Origin of the sequence: Streptomyces sp. NPDC005820, from assembly GCF_040630255.1 — a bacterium.
In the GTDB taxonomy this organism is placed as follows: domain Bacteria; phylum Actinomycetota; class Actinomycetes; order Streptomycetales; family Streptomycetaceae; genus Streptomyces.
On sequence record NZ_JBEXXE010000009.1, the window covers coordinates 60,069 to 74,657 of the forward strand.

Genomic DNA, 14,589 nt, shown 5'->3' on the forward strand with positions numbered 1-14,589 from the left:
CCTAGGATGACCCCATGTCACTCCCGCACGCGATCCTCACCGCCCTGCTCGAGAAGCCGTCGTCGGGGCTGGATCTGACCCGCCGGTTCGACAGGTCGATCGGGTACTTCTGGTCGGCGACGCACCAGCAGATCTATCGCGAGCTGGGAAAACTGGAGGCCGAGGGACATATCCGCGCGCTGCCCGCCGCACAGCCGGCCCGTGGACAGAAGAAGGCCTACGAGGTCCTGCCCGCGGGCCGCGCCGAACTGGCGCGGTGGACGGCCGCGTCCCAGGACCCCAAGCCGCACCGCGACGCGCTGCTGCTCCGACTGCGCGCCGCGGCCGTCGTCGGCACCGCGGGCCTGGAGGCCGACCTGCGCCGTCATCGGGAGCTGCACCGGCGGCAGTTGGCCGAGTACGAGAAGATCGAGAAGCGCGACTTCCCGCCCGGTGACGACAGCGCGCAGGCCAGGCTGCAGCACCTGGTCCTGCGCGCGGGCATCGAACTGGAGACCTTCTGGATCCAGTGGCTCACCGAGGCACTGGAGGGCCTGCCACTCGTGGAGGACACCCCCTAGAGGGGCGAGCTCTACAGGCGATACGGCTTCGCGCGGCGGCGCAGGAACCAGGCCGCCGCGATCACACCGACGCCCACCAGCGCACCGCCCACCCCCATCGTCACCGGACCGACGTCCCGGGCCGCGCCGCCCAGCCCGCCCATGACACCGCGCGACGGCGAGGCGGTCGCCGTGGCGGAGATGGTCGGGGTGGACGGGGCCGACACGATCACGGACTGAGTGCCCGCGGTGGTCCCGTTGGAGCACATGACGACCACGGTGTACGTGCCGGGGGAGACGCCCGACCAGGCGGCGGACTGGCTGACGGTCGTCCCCGACAGCGCCACCTGACGCCCCTGGGAGAAGCTCGCCTGACCGCTGCCCAGCAGCGCGGCGGTGCCCCAGCTGCCGTTGATCTGGGTGCAGGCGCTGGTCACCACCGACACCGTGGAACCGGTCGTGCTCACGGAGATGCCGGAGACCGCGGCCGCCGGCTGTGCGGTCAGGGCGAGCGGCAGCACGGCGGCGGCTGCCACGGCCGGTCCTGAGCGGAGAAGAAGACGGTAAGTGCGCATCGGATGCCCTCCGGCGGCACGGTTGGCGGTACATCCCTTGCGCCGCCGAGGGTCGGGTACGCCCGTGCTGCCTCAGGGGCAGCCAATGTGCCGCCGGACCGGCCCGCACCCGGACGGCATCCGGGCAGGTGACGGATTCCTTCGGACGGCTCAGGCGCCGGGCCCCGGCCGCCCCGCCGGTCAGGTCCCGGTGGTCACCGTCCGCTCCGCCGAGTACGCCCCCCACGTCCCGTCAGGCAGCCGCGCCCGCAACCGCACCCGGTGGCCGGCCCCCTCCTCGCGTCCCAGGTAGAAGCTGTACGTCGCTCTGCCGCGCGGTGGCGTCCCGCCCCACACCAGCGAGGTGACCGTCGACCCGTCGAGCCGGATCCCGTACTCCGTGACCACGCCGTCCACCCGGGGCGCCACCCAGGACAGGTCGAGGTAGTACGCACCGTCGGCCGCGCGGTGGGCCGTGGCACGGAAACCGGAGGGCGCCGTGTCGGCTCCCTCGTCGGCGCCGGGCGGGGTGGTCACGCGGACGGCCGGGCCGGCCGGGGAGAGGTGGTCGGCGGCGTCCCGGGCCCGGACGGTGAACGTGTACACGGTGCCCGGCCGCAGCCCCGTGACGACCGTCGCCGTCTGGCCCCCGCCGACGCTGTGGATCCGGGTACCGCCCTGGTACACGTCGTACGACATCACCTTCCGGTCGTCCGTCGACGCCGACCAGGACAACTGCACCGCCCGGCTCCCGGCGGCCCGGCCGGTGATCCGGCGTGGGCGGGTCGGCGCCGTGGTGTCCGCCGGGGCCGCCGCCGGGGTCGTCGCCCGCACCCGGCTGCTGGGCGGCCCGAGCCGGCAGGCCCCGTCGCGGGCCCGCACGGTGAAGACGTACGAGGTGGCCGGCGTGAGCCGGACGACGTCCAGCATGCGCGTGGAGCCGGGCACGTCGGCGACCTTCGCCGTGCCCCGGTAGACCTCGTAGACCTCGACCGCCGGGTCGGCGGCGACCGCGTTCCACATGACGTGCACGCTGGTCGCGCTCCCGGCCCGCGCGGTCACCCCCGCCGGGGCGCCGGGCGCGCGCCCCTCGTCCCCGGCACCGGCCGAGCACCCGCACGACACGGCCAGGGCCAGCCCGCAGAGCATCACACGGCGCACGGCTTCGCCTCCCCGGACCGACACGCGGCCCTATTGGTCCGGACCAATATGGCCGGACGGTACGGGCGCGGCAAGATGGCAAACAGGTAAAGACGGCCGCGGGAGGCCGGGGGTTGCGTGACTGCTCGGGAAAGTTACGTATGCTGAACCTCCTCCTGGCCCGAACTCTCCTTGAGGGAGGTCGAGTTCAGGCCGGTGGCGCGGACCGCTGTCGTCGCTGATCCCGCGCCGGCGCAGTGGGCCGGGGGGCCGGAGCCCAGCGGGCACCGGCCCCCCGCCCCCTGTCGGTCCGTCAGAAGCGTGCACCGTACGGCCCCCTCGGAATGGCCTCGGCAGGCCGCCCGCACCAGATTGGGCTGAGTGTCCGTCACCGTCCCACGAGAGGGTCCCGTATCGTGCGCGCCCAGTCGCTGACCCTGGCCGCGGCCGGCCTCCTCCTGCTGGCCCCGACCACCGTCTCCCTCGCCGCCCGGCACGACCGCGGCAGCCCCGGGGCACCTGGGATACGGCAGGAGGGCACCGTCCGCGCCGCCGACCTGCTGGCCCGGGTACGCGACTGCGTCCCCGTGTCGCGGGGCCGCTACCGCACGGACGACGGCATGCCCGCCACCGTCCCGGTCTGCGGTACGGGCGAGGCGGTCTTCTGGACGGCCGACATGGACATCGACTGCGACGGCCGCCCCGGTCCGCACTGCAACAGCCGGACCGACCCGCTGTTCTCGGACGCCACGGCGTTCACCCAGTCCGACGGCCGCTACCTCAGCGCCGAGACCCTGCCGTACATCGTGGTGCCCGGGGTGAGCGACCTCTGGAACCACCGCGACCACGGGGTGCGCGGGGCTTCGGTGGCGGCGGTCGTCTACCACGACCGGGTCGAGTACGCGGTCGTCGGCGACGTGGGCCCGCACGACATCATCGGCGAGGCGTCCTACGCCACCGCCGCGGCCCTCGGCATCCGCCCCGACCCCCACGGCGGCGGCGCACCGTCCGGCGTCACCTACATCGTCTTCAGGAACTCCCGCGCCACCCCGATCGAGAGCCACGAGTCCGCCGCGGAGACGGGCGAACGCCTGGCCCGCTCATTCATCCGGCCGCCCGGCCGCTCGGCACCGGCACCGGGGGCGGCGGCCGACGGAGGCCCGGACACACCGCCCCGGACCCCGGACCGGCCCGAGGTCGACCCGGAGGAGACCCCGCAGGACGGGGAAGCGGCCGCCGGGGAGACGCCGCCGGACGGGCAGGAGGCCGCGGACGTCGAGGAGGTCGGGGAGGACGAGGAGTCGATCGGCGCCGCGACGGACGAGGAGGAGTGACCGGGCGGGGGGTTGAGGCCCGGGGCCTGGAGGACTCGGGTGGTGCTGCCGGGGGTTGGGGCGCCTGAGGGGCGCCGGGTGGGAAGCCGCAGGCCGGGGGCCTGCGGGGCGTCGGGCGTTGCCGGCGTAGGTGGAGGGTGTTCGTTGCCGTCCGGCGGGTGTGTGAGGTTCCGTCCGGGAGGGCCCCCGTGGTCGGACGGCCGACGTGGGTGGTCGAGTTGCCGTCCGACCGGGGGGCGGTGGTGGGGTCAGACCGCCGACCAGCCGTCGTCGACCGGCAGGACCACGCCGTTGATGTTGCTCGCCGCGTCCGAGGCGAGGAACACGATCGCGGCGGCCTGCTCCTCCGGCTCGGCGACCCGGCCGACGTTGACGAAGTGCGGGCCGAGCGCCGCCGGACCGTGGGCCGTACGGTCGGCGTCGACCGTGATCGCGGTCTTCGTGCCGCCCGGCGCGATCGCGTTGGCGCGGATGCCCTTGCCGCGGTACATCACCGCGAGGCTCTTCGTGAGTCCCACGACGCCGTGCTTAGAGGCCGTGTAGGCCGCGCCAGCCGCGCTGCCCCGCAGGCCCGCCTCCGAGGCGGTGCTCACGATCGCCCCCCTGCCGGCGGCCAGCATGTGCGGCAGCACCGCACGGGTGAGCAGGAAGGGCGCCGTGAGATTGACCCGGATGACCCGCTCCCACTCGGCGTCGTCGACGTCCGCCAGCGCCGACATCCGGTCCATGATCCCGGCGTTGTTGACCAGCACGTCGACCCCGCCGAAGCGCTCCACCGCGGTGTTCGCCACCTCGTCGACGACGGACTGCTCGCTGAGGTCCCCGGTGACGGCGACGGCCGTACCGCCCGCCGCCTCGATCTCCTTGACGACGGCCCGCGCCCCGTCCGCGTTGAGGTCGGCCACCAGGACCCGCGCCCCCTCCGCGGCGAAGGCCAGGGCGGTGGCGCGCCCGATCCCCGAGCCCGCTCCGGTGACGACGACGCTGCGGCCTTCCAGTCCAGTGGCCATGTGGTGCTCCTAGATGCGATGTGCGCGCGCTGTCCGCGCCGATGGGCACACCCTACGACTTAATGTCTGTGAGTGACATAAATTCGTGGTGGAGAATTCTGGACGCACGGAAGCTCATGGCGGCGCAGACCGAGACCGGAGGACGACCGGATGACGACATCCCGCGGACGCACGGGCCGGCCGCCCCTGACCGAGGCGCGCAAGGCGGAGATCCGGCTGGAGATCGCGCACGCCGCCGTGGACCTCTTCGTGGCCCAGGGCGTCGCGGCCACCACCGGCGAACAGATCGCCCAGGCGGTGGGCGTCTCCGCGCGCACGGTCTGGCGGTACTTCCCCAGCAAGGAGGCGTGTGTACGGCCCCTGCTGACGGCCGGCATCGACTCCCTCGCGGCCTGTCTGCGGGAATGGCACCCCGGCACCGGACTGGGCGACGCGCTCGTCCGCATCCTGGAGGACGACGAGCGGCTCGTCGTCGGACCCGAACCCGCCACCGTGGGCGGGCTCGTCCGGCTGACCCGCACCGAACCGGGCCTGCGGGCCGTCTGGCTCCAGACCTACGACGAGGCCGAACCGGCGTTCGCCCGCGCCCTCGCCGAGCGCGCCGGACTGCCCGCCGACGATCCGCGTCCGGCGATCCAGGCGGCGATGTTCAACGCGGCCCTGCGCGCCGCCGTGGAGCAGCACGCCTGGCACGCCGCGGACGCCGTCACGAACCCGGCGACGGCCCGCACCGAGCTGGCCCGGGCCATCCGCACGGCCCTCACCGTCGTCGGGGAGGGCCTGAAGTGAGCCGTCGTCGAGGCATCCCACCCCGGACCGGTCTCCGAACGGGTGCGGGCCGGGCCGGGACGAGCCCGGGTCGTCACACCTTGCGGTAGGCGTACGCCTCGGAGGCCGCCGCCGTCACCGCGTCGAGGTCGGCTCCGGTGGCCGCCGTGACCACCGCGGCCACCGCGCCCTCGACGAACGGGGCGTCCACCAGACGGGCGGACCCGGGGAGTTCGTCGCCCTCGGCGAGCAGCGCCTTGACCGTGAGGACGGCGCTGCCCAGATCGGTGAGGAGGGCGACACCGGCGCCCCGGTCGACGGAGGCGGCCGCGGCGGCCACCAGTTCCGCGCTCGTGCCCAGCCCGCCGCCCTCGGTACCGCCGGCCGCCGCGACCGGTACGGCCGCGCCGCCGCCCGCGAGCCCCTTCGCCAGCTCGGCCACGGCGTCCGCCACGGCCGCGCTGTGCGAGACCAGCACGATCCCGACCAGCTTCTCGTCGCTCACCTTCGCCTCACTTCCCGCCGGCCTCGACGAGCGCGGCGATCAGCAGGGCCGACGAGGTGGCCCCCGGATCCTGGTGCCCGATGCTGCGCTCCCCGAGGTAGCTGGCCCGGCCCTTGCGGGCCTGCAGTGGTGTCGTCGCCTCGGCGCCGCGCTCGGCGGCGGTGCCGGCGGCGCCGAACCCGTCACCGAGCGCGGCCACCGCCGGCACCAGGGCGTCGATCATCGTCTTGTCGCCCGGCGCGGCGCCCCCGAGCTGCATCACGGCGTCCACGCCCGCCCGCAGCGCCTCGGCGAACTCCGCCTCGCTCACCTCGGCCGCGTCCCCGAGCGCCTTGCCGGTCCGGCGCAGCAGGGTGCCGTACAGCGGGCCGGAGGCGCCCCCGACGGTGGAGATCAGCCGCCGCCCGGCGAGGACGAGGACCGCACCCGGTGTCTCCGTCTCCTCCTTCTCCAGCGCGGCGGTCACGGCGGTGAACCCGCGCTGGAGGTTGCTGCCGTGGTCGGCGTCCCCGATGGGGGAGTCGAGGGCGGTGAGCCGTTCCGCCTCGCGGTGGACGGACGCGGCGGTCGCCGTCATCCAACGGCGGAAGAAGTCGGCGTCGAGCACGTGATCTCCTTGCCTGGTCGTTTCGGTGCGGGTGCCCGCCCTGTCGCCGCTGTGCTCACATGCCCCAGCGCAGGCCCGGTGTGCTCACCGGCGCGTCCCACAACCGCAGCAGTTCCTCGTCGATCTGGCAGACCGTCACCGAGGCGCCGGCCATGTCGAGGGAGGTCACGTAGTTGCCGACGAGCGTCCGGGCGACGGCCACCCCGCGCTGGGTCAGCACCCGCTGGACCTCGGCGTTGAAGCCGTACAGCTCCAGCAGGGGTGTGGCGCCCATGCCGTTGACCAGGACGAGGACGGGATTGCGTGGCGCCATGTCGTCCAGGACGGCCTGCACGGCGAAGTCGGCGATCTCTCCGGACGTCATCATCGCCCGCCGCTCCCGGCCCGGTTCGCCGTGGATGCCGATGCCCAGCTCCAGCTCACCGGCCGGCAGGTCGAAGGTCGGGCTGCCCTTGGCGGGCGTGGTGCACGCGCTGAGCGCGATGCCGAAGCTGCGGGAGTTCTCGTTCACCTGGCGGGCGATGGACTGGACCCGCTCCAGCGGCTGCCCCTCGTCGGCGGCGGCGCCCGCGATCTTCTCCACGAACAGGGTCGCGCCGGTACCGCGCCGCCCCGCCGTGTACAGACTGTCGGTGACGGCCACGTCGTCGTTGACCAGGACCTTGGCGATCTGGATGCCCTCGTCCTCGGCGAGCTCGGCCGCCATGTCGAAGTTGAGCACGTCACCGGTGTAGTTCTTGACGATGAACAGCACACCCGCGCCGCTGTTCACGGCGGCCGCCGCGCGCAGCATCTGGTCGGGCACCGGCGAGGTGAAGACCTCACCGGGACAGGCCGCGGAGAGCATCCCCGGTCCGACGAACCCCCCGTGCAACGGCTCGTGCCCCGACCCGCCGCCGGACACCAGTCCGACCTTCCCGGCCACCGGGGCGTCGCGCCGTACGACCACCCGGTTCTCCACGTCGACGGTCAGCTCGGGATGCGCGGCCGCCATCCCGCGCAGCGCGTCCGCGACCACGGTCTCCGGAACGTTGATCAACATCTTCATGGGTACCTCCTACTGACACGAGCAGGCTGGGTTCCTCCGAGGGAATTATCGACCTTGTGGCGGCGAAGGTCACGTGGGCGGCGGCGCGCGGGGTGTTCCGGGCCCGTTCCGCAAGCGCTTCCCCGTTGTCGTGTACAAGCAGGTACATTCTCCGGGTCGAGCGGGCGCCGTACGTCCCCGGAGGAGCAGTCTCATGGACAAGGCCGTGCGCCGGCGTCGTCGGGCGCTGTTCCTGGTGTTCCTGCTCGCCGGAACAGCCATGTCCTCGTGGGTGACGCGCACGCCCGCGATCAGGGACCGGCTGGATGTGTCCACCGCGCAGCTGGGGCTGGTGCTGTTCGGGCTGTCCCTCGGCTCGATGCTGGGGATCAGCTGTTCGGGGCGGCTGGTGTCCCGGTTCGGGACCCGGCCCGTCATCGTCTGGGGAACCTGGCTGCTCATCGCCGGGATGGCCGTGATCTGCGCGGGCGCTCTCGCGGCGTCGGTCGCCGGGGTCACCGCGGGCCTGTGTCTCTTCGGCGCCGGCATGGGCGCCGCAGACGTGGCCGTGAACGTCGACGGCACGCACGTCGAGCGGACCGGCGGGGCGACCACCCTGCCCGCGTTGCACGGCTGCTTCAGCCTGGGCACGGTGTTCGGGGCCGGTGCGGGCATGGCGGCGACGGCGGCCGGGGTGCCCGTGCAGTGGCATCTCGCGGCGGTCGTACTGCTCGCCGCAGGGCTGCTCCTCCACGCGGCGCGCGCCCTTCCGGCGGGCACCGGCCGTATCGTCCGCGAGGAGCGGCGGAAGGGCGACGGCGCTGCACGGCACCCTGCCCTCCGGAAGGACGGCCGGCTCCTCCTCATCGGCGCGATCGTGCTGGCCATGGCGTTGGCCGAGGGCTCGGCCAACGACTGGCTGCCGCTGCTCATGGTCGACGGACACGGCATGAGCGCTGCTTCGGGCTCGCTCGTCTACGCCGGATTCGCCGCCGCGATGACGGTGGGCCGCTTCGGCGGCACGTACGTCCTCGACCGCTACGGCCGGATCACCGTCGTCCGCGCCAGTGCCGCGTCCGGCGCACTGGGCCTGCTGATCGTCGTCGTCTCGGACAGTCCCGTCCTCGCCGGCGTCGCCGTGCTGTTCTGGGGACTGGGCGCCTCACTCGGCTTCCCCCTGGCGCTCTCCGCCGCCGGGGAGTCCGGCCCCGACGAGACGGCCCGGGTCGCCCTGGTGGCCGTCATCGGCTATGTCGCCTTCCTCGTCGGCCCGCCCGGCCTGGGCTTCCTCGGCGATCACATCGGTCTGCGCCCCGCCATGCTCGTCGTCCTGGTCTGCGTGGCGTGCGCGGCCTTCCTGGCCCCGGCGGTCGACACCTCCGCGCGCCGGGACGCGGACGCGGCCGTCCCCCACCAGGAGGCTCCGGAGCGCACCCGCTCCTGACGGAGCGAGGCCGGCGCCCTCAGCGACGCGCCGTGCTGCAAGGCGTCGGCGACCTGCCGCCCATGGGTGTCGAAGGCGCTGAGGACGGCCGCTTGCTTGCTGACGAAGTACCTCAGGAACGTGCTGCGGGAGACACCGGCCGCCGCCGCGAGATCGTCCAGGGTGACGTTCTCGTAGGCATGACGGCCCGGGGCGGCCTGGCCCGGGCCGCCCCGGGCCGGAGGAGGCAGCCCTGGCCGGTGATCTGGTGGTCGCGACGATCCCGCTGAAGGACTACCGGCAGCTGCCCGCGGGCGCCCTCGCCGGCAGGCGGTGATCGACACGATGAACTGCTACCCGGACCGCGACGGCCGGTTCGACGCGCTGGAGACGGGCGCGTTCACCTCCACGGAGCTGGTGCAACAGCAGCGCCTTCAACTCCCCGCGCGCAGGGTGGAGGAGCTGCTCGCCGCGGCCGCCCGCTGACCGGCCGGAGTCACTCCACGACCGTGCCGGGCGAGGACGGCGACGACCACCGGCGCCGTGCCGCGGCGAGCAACTCGCTGATCTCCGCCGCCCGTTGGGCTCCCCCGAACACATAGTGGTCGGGACGGGCGAGCACCGCCTCGCACCCGTGCGCCCGCAGCCAAGGGCCGAGGACGGGCACCTCCTCACGGTATGCGCCCCGGTGCACCGGGCCGTCGAACCGTCGCAGAGGTACGAGCCGGACCGGGAAACCCCCCGCGGCCTCGTGCGCACGCAGCGCCGACTCCGCGGCGGCGAGGTCGGCGTCCTCGCCGAGCACCAGCCGGAAGGCGTCGCCGGTGAACTCGTCCAGCAGCCCGCTTCGTCCCTGGCTGTCGGTCACGCGCGGCTGGGGAAGGATGCCGCCCCGGGCGGGGGAGCCGTCGGCCGCGAGAAAGCCCGCGTGGATCCCGGGGATGAGGGACTGGCGGACGGTGCCCCGGGGCTGGGCCGCCAGTTCGGCCAGCAGGGTCGCGTCACGGGCCGCCGCGGCCACCTCGTCCCGCTCGCAGATGATCCGCCCGAGCTCCTTCGCCGTGGCCGTCACCTGCAGCACATGCGGCTCGCGCTCCCGCTGATAGGTGTCGAGCAGCCCGTCACCGGCGCCCCCGTGCCGGTGTGCGGCCAGCTTCCATACGAGGTTCGAGGCGTCGCGGATTCCCTGGCACATGCCCTGTGCGAGGAACGGCGGTGTCATATGGGCGGCATCCCCGAGGAAGAACAGCCGTCCGGCACGCCATTGCCTGAGGACGAGGGCGTGGAAGCGGTAGGCCGACGCCCGCCACAGGTCGTAGTCGCCGGGATCCAGCCAGCGGGACAGCAGCGCGCGGACGACCCGGGGCTCGGTCATCCCGCTCGGATCCTCGTCCTTGTTGATCATCATTTCCCAGCGGCGGAGACGGCCGGGCCCCACCACGTAGGTGCTGGGCCGGGCCGGCTCGCAGTACTGGACGTTGGTCCGCGGCAGTTCCTCGCCCGCCCCGGGGTGCAGGAGGACGTCGACCACGAGCCACGGTTCGTCGAACTCCAGGTCGCGCAGCGACAGCCCCGCACGTGACCGGATCCCGCTGGCGCCCCCGTCGCACGCCAGCACATACCGTACGCGGACCGTGCGCCGGCGGCCGGCCTCGTCCACCGTCCCGACGGTCGCGCCCTCGCCGTCGGCCCGCACGTCGGTCACCGTGGTGCCGAGCCGGACGTCGACACCGCCGGCCCCGGTGAGATTGTGGCGCAGGGCCTTCTCGAGTTCCGGCTGGAGGAAGACGTAGTTGGGGGCCCAGCCCAGCGGGTGGGGCGGTGGCGCGGTGTCGATCCGTTTGATGACCTGACCGTGGAGGTTGCGGTACTCCGACGGGCGATACGGCATCACATGGGGCGCGAGCGCGTCGCCCAGGCCGAGGCCGCCGAAGGTGCGCATGGCCTCCTGGTCGAACCCGATGGCGCGGGGCCGCGGCTCGACGGCCGGGGCCCGGTCGAAGGCCACCGCGGTCAGCCCGTGGGCATGGGCCAGATTCGCCGCCGTGGCGCCGACCGGTCCGAGTCCGACGATCGCCAGGTCGGCGTCGAATGCGTCTGTCACGAGAGCCCCCCACTTCACCGCAGAGCCTGTCTTGAACCGCTGTCCTGAACCGCTGTCCTGAATCGCCCGCAGCGTATTTGTATGAACTTTGACAGTCAAGGGTCGATCGAATCTTGGCGCATCGACCCCACCCTGCGGTAAATTAGTAGGACGTCCTACTATCTTGGGGTCGGCGTACCCCTGATCCGTTCGGGAAGGTCCCCATGAGCGAAGCGCACCGGCCCGTGCACCCCATTCGACTGATCACCGCCTCGGCCCTGTTCGACGGGCACGACGCGTCGATCAACATCATGCGCCGGATCTTCCAGTCCCAGGGCGCGGAAGTGATCCACCTCGGGCACAACCGGTCGGTGCAGGAGGTCGTGGACGCGGCGCTGGAGGAGGACGCGCACGGTGTGGCGGTCTCGTCCTACCAGGGCGGCCATGTGGAGTACTTCGAGTACCTGGTCGACTCGCTGCGTGCGCAGGGCGCGGAGCATGTGCGCGTGGTGGGCGGCGGGGGCGGTGTCATCGTGCCCGAGGAGATCGCCCGGCTGCGGGGCAGCGGGGTGACCATCTTCTCCCCGGAGGACGGGCAGCGGATGGGCCTGGCGGGGATGGTCAACTCGGTCGTCAGGGACTGCGACTTCGACCTGTGGGACGGCAAACCGGCCGATGTGCCGGCCGTCCTGGCCGGCGACCGGTTCGCGATCGCCCGCGCGATCACCGGCGCGGAGCTGGGCAAGCTGCCGGAGGACTTCCTCGCCCAGGTGCGGGCCGCGGCGGCGGGCCGGACGGTGCCGGTGCTGGGCATCACCGGCACGGGCGGCTCCGGAAAGTCCTCGCTGACCGACGAACTGGTGCGCCGGTTCCGGGTCGACCAGCAGGACAAGCTGCGGATCGCGGTGATCGCGGTCGACCCGACGCGGCGGCGGGGCGGTGGCGCCCTGCTGGGTGACCGGATCCGGATGAACTCCCTGGACGGCAGTCGGGTGTTCTTCCGCAGCCTGGCCACCCGGGGCAGTCGTGAGCTGCCCGAGCATCTGGCGGACGTGATCGATGTGGTGAAGGCGGCCGGGTTCGATCTGGTGGTCGTGGAGACACCGGGCATCGGTCAGGGGGACGCGGCGATCGTGCCGTTCGTCGACACCTCGCTGTATGTGATGACGCCGGAGTTCGGTGCCGCCTCGCAGCTGGAGAAGATCGACATGCTCGACTTCGCCGACGTGGTGGCGATCAACAAGTTCGAGCGGCGCGGCGCGAAGGACGCGATGCGGGACGTGGGCCGTCAGCTGGTCCGCAACCGTGAGGCGTTCGGCAAGCGGCCGGAGGACATGCCGGTGTACGGCACCTCTGCGGCCACCTTCAACGACGACGGCGTCACCGCCCTCTACCAGCACCTCAGGGCCGGCCTGGGCGAGCAGGGGCTGCCGCTGGTCCAGGGCGCGCTGGCGCCGGTCGACGTACGGCACTCCTCCGGCATCCGCCAGGTCGTACCGGCCGAGCGGGTGCGCTACCTCGCCGAGATCACCGAAACGGTCCGCGCCTACCACACCGCCACCGGCCGACTGGCGGAGGCCGCGCGGCGCGTGCAGCGCCTCGACGCCGTACGGGGCGAACTCGTCGGGGCCGGCTCCGACGCCGCGAACGTCGAGTCGCTGCTCGACGGCGCCCGCCGCGACCTCCCGCACGAGATCACCGAGCAGCTTGCGAACTGGCCGGCGGTGGTGGCCTCGTACTCCGGCGACGAGCAGGTGGTGAAGATCCGGGACAAGGAGCTCCGGACCAGGCTGACCCGTGAGTCCCTCTCCGGCAACAAGATCCCCCGCGTGGCCCTGCCCCGGTTCACCGACCACGGTGAGCTGGTCCGCTTCTGGCGGTCGGAGAACCTGCCCGGCTCCTTCCCCTTCACCGCGGGGGTGTTCCCCTTCAAGCGCGACGGCGAGGACCCGGCCCGGATGTTCGCGGGCGAGGGCGACCCGTTCCGCACCAACCGGCGCTTCAAGCTGCTCTCCGAGGGCCAGCCCGCCACCCGCCTGTCCACCGCCTTCGACTCCGTCACCCTGTACGGCCGTGACCCCGACGAGCGCCCCGACATCTACGGCAAGGTCGGCACCTCCGGCGTCTCGATCGCCACCCTCGACGACATGAAGGCCCTCTATAACGGCTTCGACCTGGTCGCCCCCACGACCTCGGTGTCGATGACGATCAACGGCCCCGCACCGACCATCCTGGCCTTCTTCCTCAACACGGCGATCGACCAGCAGCTGGAGGCCTTCCGAACCGCCGAGGGCCGTGAGCCGGACGCCGAGGAGGCGGCCGAGCTGCGCGCCCGCGCCCTGGCGAACGTGCGCGGTACGGTGCAGGCGGACATCCTCAAGGAGGACCAGGGGCAGAACACCTGCCTGTTCTCCACCGAGTTCTCCCTGCGGATGATGGCGGACATCCAGGAGTGGTTCATCCAGGAGAAGGTCCGCAACTTCTACTCGGTATCCATCTCCGGCTACCACATCGCCGAGGCGGGCGCGAACCCGATCAGCCAGCTCGCCTTCACCCTCGCCAACGGCTTCACCTACGTCGAGGCGTATCTGGCCCGGGGCATGCACATCGACGACTTCGCCCCCAACCTGTCCTTCTTCTTCTCCAACGGCATGGACCCCGAGTACGCGGTGCTGGGCCGGGTGGCCCGCCGGATCTGGGCGGTGGCGATGAAGGAGAAGTACGGCGCGGCCGAGCGCTCCCAGAAGCTGAAGTACCACGTCCAGACCTCCGGACGCTCCCTGCACGCCCAGGAGATGGACTTCAACGACATCCGCACCACCCTGCAGGCGCTCATCGCGATCTACGACAACTGCAACAGCCTGCACACCAACGCCTACGACGAGGCGGTCACCACCCCCACCGAGGACTCCGTCCGCCGCGCCCTGGCGATCCAGCTGATCATCAACCGTGAGTGGGGCCTGGCGATGAACGAGAACCCGCTGCAGGGCTCGTTCGTCATCGACGAGCTCACCGACCTGGTGGAGGAGGCGGTGCTGAAGGAGTTCGAGCGGATCAACGAACGCGGCGGGGTGCTCGGCGCGATGGAGACCGGCTACCAGCGCGGCCGCATCCAGGACGAGTCCATGCTCTACGAACAGCGCAAGCACGACGGCACCCTGCCCCTCATCGGCGTCAACACCTTCCGCAACCCCCACGCCGACACCGCCGAACCCGCCACCGTCGAACTCGCCCGCGCCACCGAACAGGAGAAGCACTCCCAGCTGGAGCGGGTCCGCGACTACCAGGCCGGACACCGCGACCAGGCGCACCAGGCCCTGGCCGCCCTCAAGGACGCGGCCATCAGCGGCGACAACGTCTTCGCCGTCCTCATGGACGCCGCCCGCGTCTGCTCGCTCCAGCAGATCACCGACGCGTTCTTCGAGGTGGGCGGCCAGTACCGACGCAACGTCTGATCCACCCCGGGCACCCCGCGTCAGCCGGTGACCGCGGCGCGGATCGCCCTGGCCGCGGGAGCCCCAGCTGCCCTCCTCGACGACCCGGAAGTTCACCCACCAGGCCGGGGAGGGCTCCGGCAGCCCACAGGCCTCGGCCAGTGC

General features: G+C 72.7%; 12 protein-coding genes and 2 pseudogenes. 6 read left to right on the plus strand and 8 right to left on the minus strand.

Annotation, left to right across the window (positions count from 1 at the left end):
- Window positions 1-14 precede the first annotated feature (14 nt).
- Window positions 15-560, plus strand: a complete 546-nt coding sequence (locus tag ABZ464_RS13120) for a PadR family transcriptional regulator (RefSeq protein ID WP_359275190.1) — start codon at window positions 15-17, stop codon at window positions 558-560.
- Window positions 561-571: 11 nt separating this feature from the next.
- Here the strand turns inward: ABZ464_RS13120 and ABZ464_RS13125 are convergent, their stop codons facing one another.
- Both ABZ464_RS13125 and ABZ464_RS13130 read right to left on the minus strand, forming a co-directional pair.
- Window positions 572-1,114 (minus strand): hypothetical protein, encoded by a 543-nt coding sequence (locus tag ABZ464_RS13125; RefSeq protein ID WP_359275191.1) that lies wholly within the window; start codon window positions 1,112-1,114, stop codon window positions 572-574.
- 180 nt (window positions 1,115-1,294) lie between these two features.
- Complete coding sequence (locus ABZ464_RS13130; protein WP_359275601.1) at window positions 1,295-2,242, minus strand: fibronectin type III domain-containing protein; 948 nt, start codon at window positions 2,240-2,242, stop codon at window positions 1,295-1,297.
- A 407-nt stretch (window positions 2,243-2,649) separates the two neighbouring features.
- Here ABZ464_RS13130 and ABZ464_RS13135 point away from each other — a divergent pair.
- Window positions 2,650-3,345: pseudogene (locus ABZ464_RS13135) on the plus strand (glycoside hydrolase family 75 protein); the annotation flags it as partial.
- Window positions 3,346-3,815: 470 nt separating this feature from the next.
- Here ABZ464_RS13135 and ABZ464_RS13140 read toward each other — a convergent pair.
- Complete coding sequence (locus ABZ464_RS13140; protein WP_359275194.1) at window positions 3,816-4,577, minus strand: glucose 1-dehydrogenase; 762 nt, start codon at window positions 4,575-4,577, stop codon at window positions 3,816-3,818.
- A gap of 150 nt (window positions 4,578-4,727) precedes the next feature.
- Between ABZ464_RS13140 and ABZ464_RS13145 the strand changes: the two genes are divergently transcribed.
- Window positions 4,728-5,366 (plus strand): TetR family transcriptional regulator, encoded by a 639-nt coding sequence (locus ABZ464_RS13145; RefSeq protein WP_359275197.1) that lies wholly within the window; start codon window positions 4,728-4,730, stop codon window positions 5,364-5,366.
- A 73-nt stretch (window positions 5,367-5,439) separates the two neighbouring features.
- Here the strand turns inward: ABZ464_RS13145 and ABZ464_RS13150 are convergent, their stop codons facing one another.
- From ABZ464_RS13150 to dhaK, 3 genes are read right to left on the minus strand one after another with little or no spacing between them, the layout of a single operon-like run.
- Window positions 5,440-5,850, minus strand: coding sequence for a PTS fructose transporter subunit IIA (locus ABZ464_RS13150; protein WP_359275200.1), 411 nt, complete (start codon window positions 5,848-5,850; stop codon window positions 5,440-5,442).
- A 7-nt stretch (window positions 5,851-5,857) separates the two neighbouring features.
- The gene (gene dhaL / locus ABZ464_RS13155; RefSeq protein WP_359275202.1) at window positions 5,858-6,457 is read right to left on the minus strand and encodes a dihydroxyacetone kinase subunit DhaL; all 600 of its coding nucleotides are present in this window, start codon (window positions 6,455-6,457) and stop codon (window positions 5,858-5,860) included.
- Window positions 6,458-6,512: 55 nt separating this feature from the next.
- Window positions 6,513-7,505, minus strand: a complete 993-nt coding sequence (dhaK, locus tag ABZ464_RS13160; RefSeq protein WP_359275205.1) for a dihydroxyacetone kinase subunit DhaK — start codon at window positions 7,503-7,505, stop codon at window positions 6,513-6,515.
- A 130-nt stretch (window positions 7,506-7,635) separates the two neighbouring features.
- Between dhaK and ABZ464_RS13165 the strand changes: the two genes are divergently transcribed.
- Window positions 7,636-8,928, plus strand: coding sequence for an MFS transporter (locus ABZ464_RS13165; RefSeq protein WP_359275207.1), 1,293 nt, complete (start codon window positions 7,636-7,638; stop codon window positions 8,926-8,928).
- 101 nt (window positions 8,929-9,029) lie between these two features.
- On the opposite strand, the pseudogene ABZ464_RS13170 reads toward ABZ464_RS13165, so the two are convergent.
- Window positions 9,030-9,251, minus strand: a pseudogene (locus ABZ464_RS13170) (helix-turn-helix domain-containing protein); the annotation flags it as partial.
- On the opposite strand from ABZ464_RS13170, the gene ABZ464_RS13175 reads away from it, so the two are divergent.
- Window positions 9,241-9,393, plus strand: a complete 153-nt coding sequence (locus ABZ464_RS13175) for a hypothetical protein (RefSeq protein WP_359275209.1) — start codon at window positions 9,241-9,243, stop codon at window positions 9,391-9,393. The pseudogene ABZ464_RS13170 and the gene ABZ464_RS13175 overlap by 11 nt on opposite strands.
- A 10-nt stretch (window positions 9,394-9,403) precedes the next feature.
- Here ABZ464_RS13175 and ABZ464_RS13180 read toward each other — a convergent pair whose 3' ends face one another.
- Complete coding sequence (locus tag ABZ464_RS13180; RefSeq protein WP_359275211.1) at window positions 9,404-11,011, minus strand: bifunctional 3-(3-hydroxy-phenyl)propionate/3-hydroxycinnamic acid hydroxylase; 1,608 nt, start codon at window positions 11,009-11,011, stop codon at window positions 9,404-9,406.
- A 203-nt stretch (window positions 11,012-11,214) separates the two neighbouring features.
- Here ABZ464_RS13180 and icmF point away from each other — a divergent pair, with 203 nt between their 5' ends.
- Entirely contained in the window at window positions 11,215-14,445 is a 3,231-nt protein-coding gene (icmF, locus tag ABZ464_RS13185; RefSeq protein ID WP_359275214.1) for a fused isobutyryl-CoA mutase/GTPase IcmF, read from the plus strand.
- Window positions 14,446-14,589: the final 144 nt, after the last annotated feature.

Coding starts and splice junctions, on each gene's coding strand:
- ABZ464_RS13120 (WP_359275190.1), top strand. CDS start 15: ATGTCACTCCCGCACGCGATCCTCACCGCCCTGCTCGAGAAGCCGTCG.
- ABZ464_RS13125 (WP_359275191.1), bottom strand. CDS start 1,114: ATGCGCACTTACCGTCTTCTTCTCCGCTCAGGACCGGCCGTGGCAGCC.
- ABZ464_RS13130 (WP_359275601.1), bottom strand. CDS start 2,242: ATGCTCTGCGGGCTGGCCCTGGCCGTGTCGTGCGGGTGCTCGGCCGGT.
- ABZ464_RS13140 (WP_359275194.1), bottom strand. CDS start 4,577: ATGGCCACTGGACTGGAAGGCCGCAGCGTCGTCGTCACCGGAGCGGGC.
- ABZ464_RS13145 (WP_359275197.1), top strand. CDS start 4,728: ATGACGACATCCCGCGGACGCACGGGCCGGCCGCCCCTGACCGAGGCG.
- dhaK (WP_359275205.1), bottom strand. CDS start 7,505: ATGAAGATGTTGATCAACGTTCCGGAGACCGTGGTCGCGGACGCGCTG.
- icmF (WP_359275214.1), top strand. CDS start 11,215: ATGAGCGAAGCGCACCGGCCCGTGCACCCCATTCGACTGATCACCGCC.